Source organism: Pontibacter kalidii (assembly GCF_026278245.1).
Lineage (GTDB): Bacteria > Bacteroidota > Bacteroidia > Cytophagales > Hymenobacteraceae > Pontibacter > Pontibacter kalidii.
The window spans coordinates 4,579,569-4,595,751 of the sequence record NZ_CP111079.1 but is presented as its reverse complement, the minus strand read 5'-3'; the positions used below and the strand labels follow the sequence as shown (position 1 = coordinate 4,595,751).

Below are 16,183 nucleotides of genomic sequence, written 5' to 3'. Positions count from 1 at the left end.
ATCCCTTCCACATGATGTGAACCTATGATAGCAGGTTCCCGGCTTGTGTGATGCTCTTTTATACTTCTGCCAGTTGAAAAATGGCCTTATAAAGTGCCACGAGTTGAAAACCCGCGGCAGGCATTTAGCCCTTAGCGTTGGACAGCGCCGGCACTTATACTTTCCAATGTATAAAATTAGCTTTTTTTCTGCTTCATACCCTCCGTAAAGCAGTGGCGGCAGCGGGCCTCGTAAGAATCTGTCTCGCCCAGCAGCACCTGCTTCTCGTCAGGTACGTTGCGGAAGGAATAGTTGGCAATATCGCCGCACTGCACACACACGGCGTGTACTTTGGTCACGTACTCAGCCACGGCCATCAGCGCCGGCATCGGCCCGAAAGGCTTGCCCTGGAAATCCATGTCCAGGCCGGCAGCAATCACGCGCACGCCGCTGTTGGCCAGCTTTACGCATACTTCGGCCAGCCCTTCGTCAAAAAACTGGGCCTCGTCTATGCCTACCACATCGCAGCTGCCGCCCAGCAGCAGCATGTCCTGGGCAAAGTCTATGGGCGTGGAACGTATGGCATTGGCATTGTGCGACACCACGTCCTCCTCGTGGTAGCGCTTATCTACGGTAGGTTTAAAAATCTCGATCTTCTGCCTGGCGATCTTGGCGCGGTTCAGCCTCCTGATCAGTTCCTCGGTCTTGCCCGAGAACATCGACCCGCAGATCACCTCAACCCAACCCTTTCTGTTAACGTGGCTTTTGTTACCTACGCGTGGTTCAATAAACATTCGTTAATATGCTGATGTGGTAATTTTTGAATGAGTGAATCATGATGAGAAGATGATGCGCAGGATTAAAGCTCTCTAACTCCCAAACTCTCTAACTCCTAAACTCTCTAACTGCTATACTTCAGGTGCGGCAGCTTGGTCTGCTCGGGCACCTTTCCGGTAATTTCGCCGCCGGTTAATGTACATTGGCAGGTCAGTCTTTCGTTATCCTTCAGGCGGCCTCTGTCGCGGTAGCGGTTCTCGGCGGCTGTAAGCAACCCGGTGTGCTCCATCCCCTGCAAAACAATGATGCGGCAGGTGGTGCAACGGCCCTTTCCCCCGCAGGCGTGCATCCAGTCGGTGCCAGCAGCCTGCAGCGCCTTTAGCAGCGTTTGCCCCTCGGCCACCGTTACCTCAAGGTTCGCCAGGTTTTGCACCTTTAACTTCGGCATAATTTTATAACTTTACAGGAGAAAGCGACAGCAATGGAAGACAAATATAATCAATTACACCTGGAACGGTACAGCAAGGAGCTGGCAAATGTTCTTTGCGACCGTCACTTTGCCTCTCACGACACCCTGAACGGGCCGCAGCTGATCAGTTTTACCCCTATCAAGCAGATCAACCTGTTCGTGATAAAGGAGCTGCTGCTGAAGTGGCACCACGAGATGGCTAACCTGCGCAGCCCATACTTCGACTATGAGCATGAGGAGGTGAAAGAGGCGCTGGTGAACTTCATGAACGTGCTCTCGCGCAAGATCCTGATGAAGCGCAATGCCTTTGAGCCCTTGCTGCAGAAGGCCGTTTACGACACGTTCCTGGTAGCCCTGGCCCCGGTAACCACCTTCGAGGAGAAGTTCCTGCGCATACAGGAAGAGATCACGCTGCCCAAGCTGCAGGAGAACCTGAAGTACATTGACCTGGACAAACAGCTCTTCGCCGGCTTCATCGAGACGCTCTCGCCCAGCAGCCGCGACCGCGAGTACATCCTGAGCCGCTTTAAACTGTACGTAAACGCTAACCAGGGCCAGCGCGCACCCCTGCACCACCTGGTGGAGCAGTTTAACGCGCTGCTGCCTGTAACAGAGGCAGAGATAATGGAGCAGCAGGCGCAGAAGCCATCGTTCCTGGAGAGGCCCGCTGCAGCCGCCAAGCCAGCCCCTGTCGCTCCGGTGCAGGAGAAGGATGTGGTGGCTCCGATACACACGGCCCAGCGCGAGGCGGCCGCCCCTGCAGCCCGCCCGGCCATGTATAAGGACGAGGAGGACGAGTTGGAGGAAGCCGCCGCCCAGGTGCGCCCTACCCTCAACGACAACTTTCGGAAAACAGCTCCCTCCTCTGTGGCCGACGCACACAGCAACCGCAAAATCGACTCCCTGAAGAACTCCATTTCCATTAACCAGCGCTTCAGCTTTATCAACGAGCTGTTCGACGGCGACAACCTAACTTATTACCAGACCATCCAGACACTGGATAGCTTTGGCGATGTGGCCTCGGCAACGCAGTACGTAACCGGCACCCTGGCTGGCAAGTATGACTGGAGCAGGAAGCAGGATCACGTAAGCAAGTTGCTCCGCCTGATAGAGCGCAAGTTCGACTAAGGCACTAACGTATTATATAACAGGAGCCGCTGCCAACACAGCGGCTCCTACTGTTTTCGGGCAATTTTCCCCCGGTACTCCCGGATTGCTGTTCTCCCCCATACCCCTGCCTGTTAAAATTTAGGCAACATGGCTAAAAGTGCGCCCGTAGGCATTGCAAATAAGGGTGCGAAGTACTAATTATGCACTTTGCTTTGTGTTCTGCTTCGGCTTTCGGCCCCTGTCCCGGGGTTCAGGGCCCGGGCAAAAGTAACTGCCACCTGACACAAACAGCGTTTTAACCCGTAACAACTAAAAAGCAACCTGATTATCAGCCATGAGAGACGATTTTGACTACGATGACGACTTCGCCTACAACGATTTCGACGACGAGGATGAGGATGATGACTTCGGAATGACGTTTGAGGAGGATTTATACCTGATGATACGGGAAAAGCTCCGCGACACCATTCAGGAATACAAAGCCCAGTACCCGGCCCTGAAAAAGCTGGAGAGCGCCGTCAGCGCGTTTAAGGTAAACGCCAAGAATACCGACGACTCCAAGTTTTACCCATTAGCGGCTAAATTGCTGAGCGAGCACATTAAGCCCCTCACCCAGGACTCGGAGGAGGTTCAGGAGATCTATGACAACATGCAAACTGATATTGCCCGCTTTAAGAACCAGCGCGCGCATGGTTACGAGGGCGAGCTATACCTGACGGACTGACCCGCCAGCAATATTTTACTGCCACAGCCTGAATTGTTTTAAAATGATTCAGGCTGTTTTTTTACACCCCCATACCACAATCGCAACAGTATAAATGCAACTATATATAGTTGCTTGCTAAACACTTAGAAGAATCCTTTTTTGCTTTATCCGTATAATAGTCCAATACATAGCCATACATAGATTAAAAAATAATATATTTGCACGGTTATATTAATGCAACCCTTTAAAGGTTTTCGGAATCATACTGGTACGAAACTGAAAATTGAAAGCTGTGATACTGACATTACTACGCAACCCGTTATCTACTAACAAACTTAATACTCCGGCGCGAATGGCGACAACGAAGCTACTAACTGGAGAGCAATACCTTATCCAGACGGTGGATAAGCGATTAGCCCTCACCACACACCGGCTGATACAGCAGCGGCACCCGCTATCCTGGCGTAGCAACAAGGCTGTTAAGCTTGAGGATATAGCTGCCTGGGAGGTAAAACCTACCGGCTCACAGCTATATTTAGGGCTTAGCATGGCCATGGCCTTGCTCGTATACTTTAATGAGTCCTTCTTCCTGCTGAGCGGCTTTTTTATAGCCCTCTTCTTTATGACCCGCAGCCAGAAAGTGCATGTGCTTACCGCGCAGGGCGAGTCTATGGTGCTGCCGCTGGATGTGGAGCAAAGGCACATCAACAGCCTGATAGACATGGTAAGGCAGGCACAGCAAAACCGCCTGGATAAGCTGGGCTTGCAAAAGCCTGTGTACAATCAGGCCAAAGCTGCCGTGCAGGCCGAACCAAGCGCCATGGCAGCAGCTTAGCAGGCCTATCGCTCTCTACCACTGAAGCACCTTAACGGGTGCTTTTTTTGTTTTACGCCTGCCGCAGGCAATATACTGGCGCTACAACCGTATTATCCCTATATTTAGGCGCCTTACTGTTCCCGCAGGTGGCGGGGCACTTCGATTTATCCGGATAACGTGAACACATATCAACTCAAAATAAAACAGGTACTCAGCGAGGTAAGCAAGGTGGTGGTGGGCCAGTCGTACATGGTAAACCGCCTGCTGATCGGCCTTTTTACCGGTGGCCACATTCTGCTGGAGGGCGTGCCCGGCCTGGCCAAAACGCTTACCATCAACTCGCTGTCCAAGGCGCTGCACCTCGATTTCCAGCGCATACAGTTTACCCCCGACCTGCTTCCCTCCGACCTGATCGGAACGATGATCTATAACCAGAACGCCTCCATGTTTGAGGTAAAGAAGGGGCCGATCTTTGCCAACCTGATACTGGCCGACGAGGTGAACCGCTCCCCGGCCAAGGTGCAGTCGGCGCTGCTGGAGGCGATGCAGGAGAAGCAGGTAACCATCGGCGAGACGACCTACAGGCTGGACCTGCCCTTCCTGGTGCTGGCCACCCAGAACCCTGTAGAGCACGAGGGCACCTACCCGCTACCCGAGGCCCAGGTAGACCGCTTCATGATGAAGGTATACATCGACTACCCCAAGAAGGAGGACGAGCTGGAGATCATGCGCCGCATGGCCAATATGAGCTTTACCGACACGGTGGCCAAAGTACTCTCCAAGGAGGATATTTTTGCCATCCGCAGCGAGATAAACCAGGTGCAGATTTCCGAGACGCTGGAGAAGTACATCATTGAGCTGGTGTTTGCCTCCCGCCGCCCCGCCGAGTATGACCTGCTGGAGTTCGCCCCCTACATCCAGTTCGGGGTATCGCCCAGAGCAAGCATAGCCCTGAACCGCGCCGCCAAGGCTGTGGCCTACTTCGATGACCGCGACTACGTGCTGCCCGAGGATATCAAGGAGGTGGCTTATGACGTGATGAACCACCGCATCATCCTCAACTACGAGGCCGAGGCCGACGGCATCCGTACCAAGGATTTCATTGAGTCCATACTTCGGAAAGTGCCGATCAGCTAAGCCGGCCCGTAAACGCCGGCAAGGCGTCTCCCGTACCACTTACCTCCCGTTGCCCTTGCGGCGGCGGGAGTTTTTTTGTTATCCCATACTTTGATAAAACCATGTGGAGAGGACTGTTGAAACTATACTTCCTGAGAAAGCTGCTGGGCAGAGGCGGCAGAACCGGTGACCGGGGAGGCTGCGGCTGCCTTGGCTCCCTAGCCCTGATCGTGCTGGTTGTGGCGGCTTTCCTGTTGCTGCGTTCCTGCGGCGGCGATGCGCCCACGTCTGCCTACTAGGCAAAAAAAGAAACCCGCCATAAGGCGGGTTTTCGCTGGGCGGGTGACTAAGCCGCCCAGCTAGAGATTGCAACGATGTTTCTCACCCATACATGTGCAACTCATTTCTTTTTGGTGGCAGAATTGATGGAACAAAGCTATACCCGTAATATTAGCTGTAGATTATTACACGGTTACTATTTTGTTAATGTCCATCCAGTTAGCTATCTGGTACTCTCAAAAACAGAGACCTCCCTCCGCAGCTAAGGCCATCACACCAACCCCTATATATCAGCAGGTTACAAACAGATTCTCGTCTTTAGTTAATAGAAGCTTAACCCCCTATTAATATTGAGGTAATACAGTCCTTCTACTTTTGTCGCAGCAATAAGACTACAAATAAAATGCGACAGAATCTCACCACAGTTCTATTTTTCCTGTTATCCGCTTTCATATCGGTGCATGCGCAGACTGGCAGCATACAGGGAGCCATCAAGGACGCTAAAAACGGCGAAGAGTTGATCGGCGCTATCATCAGAGTGCAGGGGACGGGGCAGGGAGCCCCTTCGGATGCCTTCGGTAATTTCCGGATCGACAACGTGAAGGAAGGTACCTATACCTTAGAAGTGAACAGCCTTTCGTATATGCCGAAGACTCTCACCAATATAACCGTTACGGCAGGCAAAACCACCACCGTAAACGTGGCGATGGAACAGAGCACGGCGCAGTTGTCGGAAGTAACGATAACTGCAAAAGGAAATAGGGAGACCGAGCAAATCTTATTATTAGACCAGAAAAAAGCTGTTATAGCTACCCAGGCTATTGGAGCCCAAGAACTCTCCAGGAAAGGCGTTAGTGATGCCGAGGGCGCGGTTGCTAAGATCTCGGGCGTTTCGAAGCGTGATGGCGTAAAGAACGTGTTCGTCCGCGGGTTGGGCGACCGCTACAACACGACCACCCTGAATGGGTTCGCCATACCTTCCGAAGACCCTGAATTCAAGAATATATCACTCGATTTCTTCACGAGCGACATGATTCAATCGGTGGATGTGAACAAGGTATTCTCCGCGTCTATGAATGGGGATGCTGGGGGTGCACTAATTAACATCAACTCAAAAGAACTTGTTGATGACAATGCCTTTCAAATCGGAATCTCAACCGGGATCAACAGCCAGGTGGCAGGCAGCAACTTTTATCTGCCCGATGGCATGAGTAAATTTGGCTATGCCACGGCATCTGGCATACCGGCAAGCCAGAACGGCGAAGAGTTTATAACAAATCACTCCTTTAACAATTCGCTTGACCCAATACAAAAAAAACCTCTCCTCAACAGCGGAGTTTCCTTTTCTGGCGGCAAGAAGTTCATGGAAAAACACCGCTTTTTTGTGATGGGCTCCATGGATAACAAATACCATTACCGGGAAGGTGTTAGCAGAATGATTACGGCAACCAACCCAGAGAACCCTTTCCGCGATTTTGACTACCAGCAATCCATGCGCAGCGCCTCTCACATGCTGGCGGGCAATCTGGAGTTTAACCTGAACAACAGCCAACTCAATTTCAATTCCCTATACCTGCATACCACCACAGCAGCCGCAACAAGTTTCTACGGCAAGGAAACAGAAATATTCCAGAAAGCAGAGGATTATAATTCCGAAGGGCACACCAGGCGCTTGCAGGTCAACGACAACTCAGTTTTTATAAACCAGCTCATCTGGGATGGAAACTTATCGGACAGGATAAAATATAATGTAGGTGCTGCGGTAAACCATGTGATTGGACAGGAGCCTGACCGCAGAATCTTCATGTTGCCATCTATCGGAAACGGCATGGTGGAACTGGGTATGGGGGAAGGAAGAAACCAACGCTTTAACAGTAAAATAACAGAAACTGCTGTCATCCCTAAAGCCAATCTGCAATACGCGCTTTCGGCAGACCCGGAAAAACTATCTTACATCGAAGTCGGCTATGATGGCAAGGTAAGCTCCAAAGACTTCTCAGCTCCCATTTACAACCTCATCTGGGCTGGGGGGCAGAGCAGTCTCCCTACTTTCAGATTAGATGATATCCGCCTCGACCCATACTTTAATCAGGAGAGTTTAGCTAACGGCGATTTCAGGGTTGAACACTTCAATGACATGTACGATGTTAAATGGGATAACCATGGCGCCTATGTTGACATGGTGCATCAGGTTGGAAACAAGCTTACTCTAAATGCAGGCTTAAGGGCAGATGACATTAACATGAAGATTAACTATAAAGTTAACCGTGGTGCTAATGTAGGGTCTAATACAATAGATGAATTCTTTCTATCGCCCAGCTTTAACGCCAAATATGAGCTCGACGATAAAAACCATTTAAGAACAGGCATCAGCCGCACCTATACCCTGCCTCAGGATAAAGAGGTATCGCCCTTCATTTACCAGGGAATCTTCGGAAATGAAAATGGTAATCCTAACCTGAAACCATCCACCAATTACAACTTCGACCTGAAATGGGACTACTATCCATCCGCGGGCGACCAGGTATCGGTGAATGCTTTTTACAAACATATACTCAGACCAATTGCGCGGGTAGACCAGGGCAACTCAGCAGGCTTGGCAACCTATGACAATGTTTCGGATCATGCAGTGGCCACGGGTGTTGAGTTAGAAGTAAGGAAATCGCTGATGAACCTTGCCGAGAAACACCGTTTGAATGCCGGCCTGAATGCGTCCTACATCTACACGAGAGTAAATCTCCCAGTCTTCTTTACTGCCACCTCCTCTACCCTGGAAGGCGCCGCACCCTACATACTTAATGCGGACCTGACTTATAATCTGGTAACCGACAAAGATGTTAATGTAACGTCAGCACTGGTGTTGAACTACCTAAGCGACAAAGTGCACACCATAGGTACTCGAGGCTATAACAACCTGATTGAGGAAAGCATCACAACCTTGGACTTTGTCACCTCAATGGGCCTGAACGAGCACCTTAAACTCAGCTTAAAAGCTAAAAACCTCTTAAACCCTGCCTATAAGCTCACCAGAGAAGGTGCTGGCTCAGATACAAACGCTCAAAGCATTACAATCGGCAGCTATAAAAGAGGCGTTCAATTTGACTTCGGCGTGTCCTACCAGTTTTAACAATTAGTTAATATTCCATTCATATTCAGTTGATTTCTCATTCCTAATATTGTATAAACAATCAAAAAAATGAAAAAGACAATCCTTTACCTACTACTGATTCCGTTCGGGTTATTCTCATGCAAAGATGATGATGAGTCAACTCCAACTCCTGATGTAAAAAATGAACTAAGCGGTGATATTTCCACTGAAGTAACACTTGATCCAAACATCGAATACAAATTAACAGGATCATTGCTTGTAGTGGAGGGCGGAAAACTGCGCATTCCTGCGGGCACAGTTATTAAAGCTGAGAAGGGTTTCAATAAGTACATTCTTGTTGAGCAAGGTGGCCAGATCTTTGTTAACGGTACAGCCGATAAGCCAGTTAAAATAACCTCTGCAGAGGCAAATCCTAAGCAAGGCGACTGGGGTGGTTTGATTATTAACGGTAAAGCGAGACTTTCCGGCCCAGCTGGCAAAGTTACCACCGGCACTACAGAAATCAATCCCTCTGTTATCTATGGCGGCGACAATGATAGCGACAACTCAGGCGTATTAGAGTATCTCATTTTGGAGTATACCGGAGCAAAATCTTCAGCCGACATCGAGCACAATGGCTTGACACTGAATGGCGTAGGAAGCGGCACCAAAATCGAAAATATCTACATCCCCTACGGATCTGATGACGCTGTAGAATGGTTTGGAGGTTCAGTAAATGTAAAGAACCTGTTGGTAGTTGATTCTGACGATGACATGTTTGATGTAACGCAGGGCTGGACTGGCACATTGGATAACGCCTATGGTGTTTGGAAGAGCGGATACACAAGTACGGAAGGCGACCCACGTGGTGCTGAACTTGACGGTAACCTGGATGGTAATACCCCTGGCGATGTTAACCAATCTGATTTCATTTTAAAGAACATCACTATTGTGAATGAATCAGATTTCGAGATGCAAGATGCCGTAAAAGTGCGCAGAGGCGCTAAAGCTACTATCTCCAACCTCCTTGTTAAAGGCGGTTCCACCACAGACTTGATCGACCTGACAGACGGCAAGGGCAATGGAAATGCTGGTACTGTTATCGACTATAACTTTGCCGATGTGGTGATCAAAGGCCAGGAAGTTAAAAATCCTGACAACGCTGATATCACTAAGAACAGTGCTGCTACAGGCGCCAATACTTCAGTGTTTGGCTGGACTGGCTACAAATTCTAACTTAAATTCCAAAATGTACTGGAGGCTGTCACAAATTTATATTTGTGACAGCCTTTTTTTGTGCCTAGGTATGAGCTGGACTGCTACTTTGTACCCCGAGAACGGCTAGCTACCCTGCCCCGAGCGCGAAAGGCGATGTGCAGCATGGTGTGGGGCAGCGGCGTGCTTGAAAGGAAAACCGACAGTAGGCCGGAGGCCAATGACAACATGCACGTGTTGGTCTAGCTTTCCTACATTCTCAACTGAAAACTAACCAAACTGCGGCAAACCCTTGGCCGCAAAGCCAGAGGGCATGCTTTTTATACTTTGCACCACTCTGCCCAGGCGGATCAAAGACTTTCAGGGGGGATAAAAAGTTCCTTGGCATAAAGCTTAACATTAGCATAACATTGCGGTAAAGCGGCAATAATATTAATACACTTATTTTGCAGCGTCGTAACAGTAGTAGGTGTCGCTCCTGACTAGGGCGAAGACCAACGCAGCGCGGAAGACCGGTAGCCTGACTAACTACCAGCGCCGCTTGCGCACCAGCTGCTGCTACGGATTTTCTTTAGAATTCATCAGCATATTTGGTATTCAAGTATGCTGAAAGAGTAAATCAGTACTACGAATAGGTTTTATTTCTCACCCAACTGAAAGTATCGTGTACAAAAAGTTAACAAGCGCATTTATTGTGGCCTTGGGGTGCCTCGGCTTAGGCACAACTCAGGCACAGAGCATTAATGATTCCAAGTTCGGCAAAGGCTTGCAGTTCATAGCCGCCGATTCCTCCTTCAGCCTCAAGTTTGGCACCCGTTTCCAGACGCTTTACCAAGGCTCCACTACAGGTGGGACGGGTGATTGGGAAGACCGCTTCCTGATCCGCAGGGCCCGCCTAAAGTTTGATGGCTTTGCCTACACGCCAAAACTGGAGTACAAGATTGAGCTCGGCCTGAGCAACAACGACATCGGCAACGATGAGCCGGAAATGTTTGACAACGCAAGTAGCATCGTACTTGACGCCGTTGCCATGTGGCATATGACACCAAACCTGGAACTGTGGGTGGGGCAAGCCAAGTTGCCCGGCAACCGCGAGCGCCTTGTATCCTCCCAAAAGATGCAGTTTGTGGACCGAAGCCTGCTGAACTCGCGCTTTAACCTGGACCGTGATGCTGGCCTGCAGCTACGCCACTCCCACAAGGTGGGCCAGATGGAGTTTCGCGAGAGCGTTGCCATCTCTATGGGCGAGGGCCGCAACGTTACCGTGAACAATGCCGGCGGCTACAGCTACACCGGCAGAGTAGAGGCGTTTCCGCTGGGTGCGTTTGAGGGCGACGGGGCGTATATAGGCAGCGACATTTACCGCGAGGAGAGCCCCAAGCTGGCCATAGCCGCCGCCTATAACTATAACGATAACACCAACCGCTCCCAAGGGCAGCTCGGTGATTTCCTGAGCGCCCAACGCGACCTGCACACCGTTTTTGTGGATGCCATGTTCAAGTACAGGGGCTTCTCTACGATGGCGGAATATGCCCGCCGCACCACACCGGACGGCCCTGTAGTGGCCAGAACCGAGCAAGGTCAGGTAGATGAGACGTTTGTGACAGGCGATGCCTTTAATATACAGGCTGGCTACCTGTTTACGTCTGACTGGGAGATTGCCGGGCGCTACACCACCTACAACCCCAAGCAGGTAACCAACCTGCAGGCGCAGGAGCAATACACGCTGGGGCTGTCTAAGTACATCGTGGGCCACAGCTTAAAGGTGCAGAGCGACGTAACCCTGCAGGACTACCCGGGCAGGGACAACGGTTACCAGTTCAGGCTGCAGCTGGAGGTGGCGCTGTAAAGCCCTGCCAACGGCGCTTTCATAACTACTTACAAGGCATCCAAGTATAAGGCAAAAACCAAGGATGCCGGCTAAAAGGATTTCACACAACACTATAACCAAACACTGGCTTATGTTAAAGTTAAAGCTTAACACCCTAAATGCTGCTATACTACTGGGCACCACCATGCTGCTTAGTGCCTGCGGCGGCGGCAATTCTGAGGAGGCTAACGGCGGCTCCGACCTAACAGGCAGCGTGCAAATAGACGGTTCCTCCACGGTGTACCCTATCACAGAGGCAGTGGCGGAAGAGTACCGCGCAGAGGCGCCTGGCGTAAGGGTAACAGTAGGCGTCTCCGGCTCCGGCAGCGGCTTTAAGAAATTCTCCAGGGGCGAAATCGATATCACGAACGCATCCCGCTCTATCAATGCCGAAGAGGCCAAGACAGCCGAGCAAAATGGCCTTTCTTACCTGGAGCTTCCGGTGGCCTACGATGGCCTGACGGTGGTGGTTCACCCTGAGAACGACTGGGTGAGTGAAATCACTGTGGCGGAGCTGAAGAAGATATGGGAACCAGCCGCACAGGGCAAGATCACCCGCTGGAACCAGATCCGCTCGGAGTGGCCTGACCAGGAGATCCACCTGTATGGCCCAGGCGTTGAGTCCGGAACGTACGACTACTTTACGGAGGCTATTGTAGGCAAAAGCCACTCGAGCCGCGGCGACTTTACCGCCAGCGAGGATGACAACGTGCTGGTACAAGGCGTGTCTACCGATAAGTATGCGCTTGGCTTCTTCGGCCTGGCTTATTACGAGGAGAACAAAGACAAGCTAAAGGCTGTAGCCGTAGACGATGAGGACGACAGCAACGGCAAAGGTGCCATTGTAGCCTCTCTGGAAACGGTGAAGGATGGCTCTTACGCCCCGCTTTCGCGCCCGCTGTTTATCTACGTGCACTCTAAGGCTGTAGAGCGCCCGGAGGTGGTGGACTTCGTGAACTTCTACCTGGAGAACGCCGGGGAGCTGGCCGAGGAGGTAGGCTACATTCCGCTTCCGGACAACCTGTATGAGGAGCAACAGCAGAAGTTCGAGCAGTTTGTTTCCGGCAAGGGAGAAACCGCCCAACAGCAATAAATAAACAGCATCAAACAGCCCGGGTATGTTCGCGGCAGCGTTGTGCCCGGGCTATTCAAAATAAAACAGCACCTTGAGAGTATCCGAAAAAATTATCGAGGGCCTGCTGTGGTTATCGGCCGTAATCACGGTTCTGGTTACTATAGGCATTATCTGGGTTCTGCTCTCTGAGTCCATCGGCTTCTTCAGGGAGGTATCCCTTGTAGAGTTCCTCACGGAGAAAGAGTGGACGCCGCTTTTTGCCAACAAGAAGTTCGGCATCATGCCCCTGGTGGCCGGCACCCTGCTTACCACCTTTGTCGCCATCGCCGTGGCACTGCCCCTGGGCCTGACCATTGCCATCTACCTGAACGAGTACGCCCACGCCCGCATGCGCCAGGTTGTGAAGCCGCTGCTGGAGGTGCTGGCTACGATCCCGACGGTAGTGTATGGTTTCTTCGCCTTAACCGTGGTAACGCCCTTCCTGCAGCAGTTTATTCCCGGGCTGGCCGGCTTCAACGCCCTGTCAGCCGGTATCGTGATGGGCATCATGATCATCCCGATGATCTCCTCGCTTAGCGAAGACGCCATCAGCTCTGTGCCGCGCTCCCTGCGCGAGGCCGCCTATGGCATGGGCTCCACCAGGCTACAGACCTCTTTCGGGGTCATGGTGCCGGCCGCCTCCTCGGGCATTGTCGTGTCGGTGATCTTGGCTATCTCCCGAGCCGTGGGCGAGACCATGATCGTGGCCGTTGCCGCTGGCCAGCAGCCACGCCTCACCCTGAACCCGTTAGTCCCTATCGAGACCATCACCACGTATATCGTGCAGGTAAGTATGGGCGACGTGCCGCAGGGCTCGCTGGAGTATAAAACCATTTTCGCGGCAGGTATCACGCTGTTTGTCTTCACGTTCGCGCTGAACAACCTCAGCTTCTGGATTAAAAGGAAATACCAGGAAAAGTATGACTAACTCTGAACTTAACAGGTTAAAGGACAAAGCCTTTCAGGTCTTCGGTATCTTCTGTACCTTTATAGGACTGGTAGTGCTGGGCATTTTCCTGATCGATATTATTATTGAAGGCTCCAGGCGCCTGGACTGGGATTTCTTGACGAGCCTGCCTTCGCGCAGGGCCAGCAAGGCCGGTATCATGACAGCCTGGGTCGGCACCCTCTGGATTCTGGTGCTTACCACCCTGATTGCCCTGCCCCTGGGCGTGGCAGCCGGTCTGTACTTAGAGGAGTATGGCAAGAAGAGCAGATGGGGAGACTTCCTGGAGATAAACATCGCCAATCTGGCCGGCGTGCCGTCCATTATCTACGGTTTGCTGGGCCTGGAGATTTTTGTGCGCCAGATGCGCCTGGGCAGCAGCCTGCTGGCAGGGGCGCTCACGCTCTCGCTCCTCATCCTCCCGATCATCATTGTGACGACGCGCGAGGCGATAAAGGCAGTGCCGCGCAGCATCCGCGACGGCTCCTACGCGCTGGGGGCCTCCAAGTGGCAGACGGTGTGGAACCAGGTACTGCCCGCCGCCTTTGGCAGCATCCTGACGGGCATTATCCTGGCCTTGTCCAGGGCAGTGGGCGAAACGGCACCGCTGATCGTGATCGGGGCCCTGGCTTACGTGCCGTTTACGCCGAGCTCACCGCTGGATGAATTCACCGTGCTGCCCATCCAGATCTTTAACTGGACCTCCAGGCCGCAGGCGGCATTCTTGGAGAACGCCGCCGCCGCCATTATTGTGCTGCTGGTTATCACTTTCCTGCTCAACGGCCTTGCCGTGTACCTGCGCAACAGGCAGCAGCGTAAAATAAAGTGGTAAGGCAGTCCTGGCCTATACTTTTACAGGGTAAGCCCTGTGTTTTTTACCCTTTGTGTTTAAAAATGAGCAAAAAAAATAACAAGCTGGAGGCCTTGGACCTCAACGCATACTACGGGGATTTCCACGCGCTGAAGGGCATCAACATAGCCATGGAAGAGAAAGCCGTGACGGCCTTTATCGGGCCATCGGGCTGTGGCAAGTCTACCTTCCTGCGCACCTTTAACCGTATGAATGACTACATCGACGGCTTTAGGGTAGATGGGCAGATCCTGCTGGATGGCCGCGAAATTTACCAGAACGATGTGCGTGTGGACGAGCTGCGGAAAGAGGTGGGCATGGTTTTCCAGAAGCCAAACCCTTTCCCTAAGAGCATTTTCGAGAACGTGGTGTATGGCCTCAAGATACAGGGCATCAGGAAGAAATCGGTGCTGGAGGAGGCCGCAGAGCAGTCGCTGCGCCATGCCGCGCTCTGGGAGGAGGTAAAAGACAAGCTCGATAAGTCTGCGCTGGCACTCTCCGGCGGCCAGCAGCAGCGCCTGTGCATTGCCCGCGCCCTGGCCATCTCGCCGTCGGTGCTGCTGATGGATGAGCCGGCCTCGGCCCTGGACCCTATCTCCACGGCCAAGATAGAGGAGCTGATTTACGATCTCAAGAACGAATACACCATCGTGATCGTGACGCACAACATGCAGCAGGCCGGCCGCGTAAGCGACCATACCGCCTTCTTTTACATGGGCGAGCTGGTGGAGTTTAATAAGACCAAGACCATGTTCACGAGCCCGAAGGATGAGCGCACCCAAAACTACATCACGGGGCGCTTTGGTTGATCCCCAGCAGACACGGCTACCTTTTACAGATTCTCACCCACAAACTAACACGTAGATGGCACAACTAGACACCGAGTTAAAACGACTCAAAACCAAGCTCCTGGAGATGTGGGATTTGGTGGAGTACCAGCTGCAGGCTGGCCGCGAAGCCATGCTGAATGCCGACGCGGAGCTGGCCAAGCAGATAATCAAGCGCGACCGCAAGGTAAACCAGTTCGATATTAAGATAGACCGCATGTGCGAAAACTTCTTCGCACTGTTCACGCCTGTGGCCGTGGACCTCCGCCTGGTGTTGGCCGTACTCAAAATCAACTCGAACCTGGAGCGCCTGGGCGACACCGCCGAGGGGATTGCCCGTTTCGTGAAGAAGCTGGAGACGCCCGCCAATCAGGAGCTGCTGGAGCTCACGAACGTGGTGCAAATGTATGACGAGGCGCTGAAGATGTTTGCCGACGCCCGCACCGCCTTTCAGAACAACGACACCACCCTGGCCAAGGCCATCATCAAGCACGACAAAACGCTGAACAAAATCTACCGCAAGTCCGATGCCATCGTGACTAAGTTTATGGCTGACAACCCGGATAGGATCTCAGGGGCTCTGGCCGTACTCTTCATCATCAAGAAACTGGAGCGTGTGGGCGACCAGATAACCAACATTGCCGAAGAGGTGATCTTCTACCGCGACGCCAAGGTGGTGAAGCACAAGTCTGACAAGAAAAAGAAGAAGAGAGAAGACGAGGAGTAATTGTTAAATGGCTGGATTGCTGGATTGCTTGATTGCTGATTTGCCAAAATATAAAGTATAAATAGAAAGCACGGGCCATGGCGGTTCGTGCTTTCTTGTTTGCCTGATGCATTCTATAGGCCCCTATTATGAGGAATGGCAGGATAAGTGGAAGATGGGCGGCAGAGGGTTTATACTTTATGATCTAAGTAGCGATGTTTGTGGAAGTGTAAACCTATACCTACCTTTTTGCATGGTGAAAGCCTAAAGGCTTGCACCTATCATGGCGTCGGGTTTGCAACCCGACTGGCTCA

At 52.0% G+C, this 16,183-nt stretch carries 15 protein-coding genes; 13 read left to right on the top strand and 2 right to left on the bottom strand.

The window, feature by feature from the left end:
* Window positions 1–176: 176 nt before the first annotated feature.
* On the bottom strand, window positions 177–773 hold the full coding sequence (locus OH144_RS19340; RefSeq protein WP_266203907.1) for a thymidine kinase: 597 nt from the start codon (window positions 771–773) through the stop codon (window positions 177–179).
* A 107-nt stretch (window positions 774–880) separates the two neighbouring features.
* Window positions 881–1,204 (bottom strand): 2Fe-2S iron-sulfur cluster-binding protein, encoded by a 324-nt coding sequence (locus tag OH144_RS19335; RefSeq protein ID WP_266203906.1) that lies wholly within the window; start codon window positions 1,202–1,204, stop codon window positions 881–883.
* A 33-nt stretch (window positions 1,205–1,237) separates the two neighbouring features.
* Here OH144_RS19335 and OH144_RS19330 point away from each other — a divergent pair, with 33 nt between their 5' ends.
* The 13 genes from OH144_RS19330 (at window position 1,238) to phoU (ending at window position 15,890) form a co-directional block, all read left to right on the top strand.
* Window positions 1,238–2,353: a hypothetical protein gene (locus tag OH144_RS19330; RefSeq protein ID WP_266203905.1), complete on the top strand. Its 1,116-nt coding sequence runs from the start codon at window positions 1,238–1,240 to the stop codon at window positions 2,351–2,353.
* Window positions 2,354–2,669: 316 nt separating this feature from the next.
* Window positions 2,670–3,059 carry a hypothetical protein gene (locus tag OH144_RS19325; RefSeq protein ID WP_266203904.1) on the top strand — a complete coding sequence of 130 codons (390 nt, stop codon included), beginning with the start codon at window positions 2,670–2,672 and terminating at the stop codon, window positions 3,057–3,059.
* Window positions 3,060–3,393: 334 nt separating this feature from the next.
* Entirely contained in the window at window positions 3,394–3,876 is a 483-nt protein-coding gene (locus OH144_RS19320; protein ID WP_266203903.1) for a hypothetical protein, read from the top strand.
* A gap of 159 nt (window positions 3,877–4,035) precedes the next feature.
* Window positions 4,036–4,995 (top strand): AAA family ATPase, encoded by a 960-nt coding sequence (locus OH144_RS19315; RefSeq protein WP_266203902.1) that lies wholly within the window; start codon window positions 4,036–4,038, stop codon window positions 4,993–4,995.
* 101 nt (window positions 4,996–5,096) lie between these two features.
* Window positions 5,097–5,273, top strand: a complete 177-nt coding sequence (locus tag OH144_RS19310; protein ID WP_266203901.1) for a hypothetical protein — start codon at window positions 5,097–5,099, stop codon at window positions 5,271–5,273.
* A gap of 383 nt (window positions 5,274–5,656) precedes the next feature.
* Window positions 5,657–8,380: a TonB-dependent receptor gene (locus tag OH144_RS19305; protein WP_266203900.1), complete on the top strand. Its 2,724-nt coding sequence runs from the start codon at window positions 5,657–5,659 to the stop codon at window positions 8,378–8,380.
* Window positions 8,381–8,449: 69 nt separating this feature from the next.
* Window positions 8,450–9,577, top strand: a complete 1,128-nt coding sequence (locus OH144_RS19300; protein WP_266203899.1) for a hypothetical protein — start codon at window positions 8,450–8,452, stop codon at window positions 9,575–9,577.
* Between the two features lie 643 nt (window positions 9,578–10,220).
* The gene (locus tag OH144_RS19295; protein WP_266203898.1) at window positions 10,221–11,405 is read left to right on the top strand and encodes a porin; all 1,185 of its coding nucleotides are present in this window, start codon (window positions 10,221–10,223) and stop codon (window positions 11,403–11,405) included.
* Window positions 11,406–11,517: 112 nt separating this feature from the next.
* Window positions 11,518–12,519, top strand: a complete 1,002-nt coding sequence (locus OH144_RS19290; RefSeq protein WP_266203897.1) for a PstS family phosphate ABC transporter substrate-binding protein — start codon at window positions 11,518–11,520, stop codon at window positions 12,517–12,519.
* 73 nt (window positions 12,520–12,592) lie between these two features.
* Window positions 12,593–13,468, top strand: a complete 876-nt coding sequence (pstC, locus tag OH144_RS19285; protein ID WP_266203896.1) for a phosphate ABC transporter permease subunit PstC — start codon at window positions 12,593–12,595, stop codon at window positions 13,466–13,468.
* Window positions 13,461–14,318: a phosphate ABC transporter permease PstA gene (gene pstA / locus OH144_RS19280; protein ID WP_266203895.1), complete on the top strand. Its 858-nt coding sequence runs from the start codon at window positions 13,461–13,463 to the stop codon at window positions 14,316–14,318. Before pstC ends, pstA begins: the two co-directional genes overlap by 8 nt.
* A gap of 62 nt (window positions 14,319–14,380) precedes the next feature.
* On the top strand, window positions 14,381–15,145 hold the full coding sequence (gene pstB, locus OH144_RS19275; protein WP_266203894.1) for a phosphate ABC transporter ATP-binding protein PstB: 765 nt from the start codon (window positions 14,381–14,383) through the stop codon (window positions 15,143–15,145).
* Between the two features lie 55 nt (window positions 15,146–15,200).
* On the top strand, window positions 15,201–15,890 hold the full coding sequence (gene phoU / locus OH144_RS19270; protein WP_266203893.1) for a phosphate signaling complex protein PhoU: 690 nt from the start codon (window positions 15,201–15,203) through the stop codon (window positions 15,888–15,890).
* Window positions 15,891–16,183 lie beyond the last annotated feature (293 nt).

Excerpts from the sequence above, each read along its gene's own strand:
- OH144_RS19340 (WP_266203907.1), bottom strand. The coding sequence starts at position 773 with ATGTTTATTGAACCACGCGTAGGTAACAAAAGCCACGTTAACAGAAAG.
- OH144_RS19335 (WP_266203906.1), bottom strand. The coding sequence starts at position 1,204 with ATGCCGAAGTTAAAGGTGCAAAACCTGGCGAACCTTGAGGTAACGGTG.
- OH144_RS19330 (WP_266203905.1), top strand. The coding sequence starts at position 1,238 with ATGGAAGACAAATATAATCAATTACACCTGGAACGGTACAGCAAGGAG.
- OH144_RS19325 (WP_266203904.1), top strand. The coding sequence starts at position 2,670 with ATGAGAGACGATTTTGACTACGATGACGACTTCGCCTACAACGATTTC.
- OH144_RS19320 (WP_266203903.1), top strand. The coding sequence starts at position 3,394 with ATGGCGACAACGAAGCTACTAACTGGAGAGCAATACCTTATCCAGACG.
- OH144_RS19310 (WP_266203901.1), top strand. The coding sequence starts at position 5,097 with ATGTGGAGAGGACTGTTGAAACTATACTTCCTGAGAAAGCTGCTGGGC.
- OH144_RS19305 (WP_266203900.1), top strand. The coding sequence starts at position 5,657 with ATGCGACAGAATCTCACCACAGTTCTATTTTTCCTGTTATCCGCTTTC.
- OH144_RS19300 (WP_266203899.1), top strand. The coding sequence starts at position 8,450 with ATGAAAAAGACAATCCTTTACCTACTACTGATTCCGTTCGGGTTATTC.
- OH144_RS19290 (WP_266203897.1), top strand. The coding sequence starts at position 11,518 with ATGTTAAAGTTAAAGCTTAACACCCTAAATGCTGCTATACTACTGGGC.
- pstA (WP_266203895.1), top strand. The coding sequence starts at position 13,461 with ATGACTAACTCTGAACTTAACAGGTTAAAGGACAAAGCCTTTCAGGTC.
- pstB (WP_266203894.1), top strand. The coding sequence starts at position 14,381 with ATGAGCAAAAAAAATAACAAGCTGGAGGCCTTGGACCTCAACGCATAC.
- phoU (WP_266203893.1), top strand. The coding sequence starts at position 15,201 with ATGGCACAACTAGACACCGAGTTAAAACGACTCAAAACCAAGCTCCTG.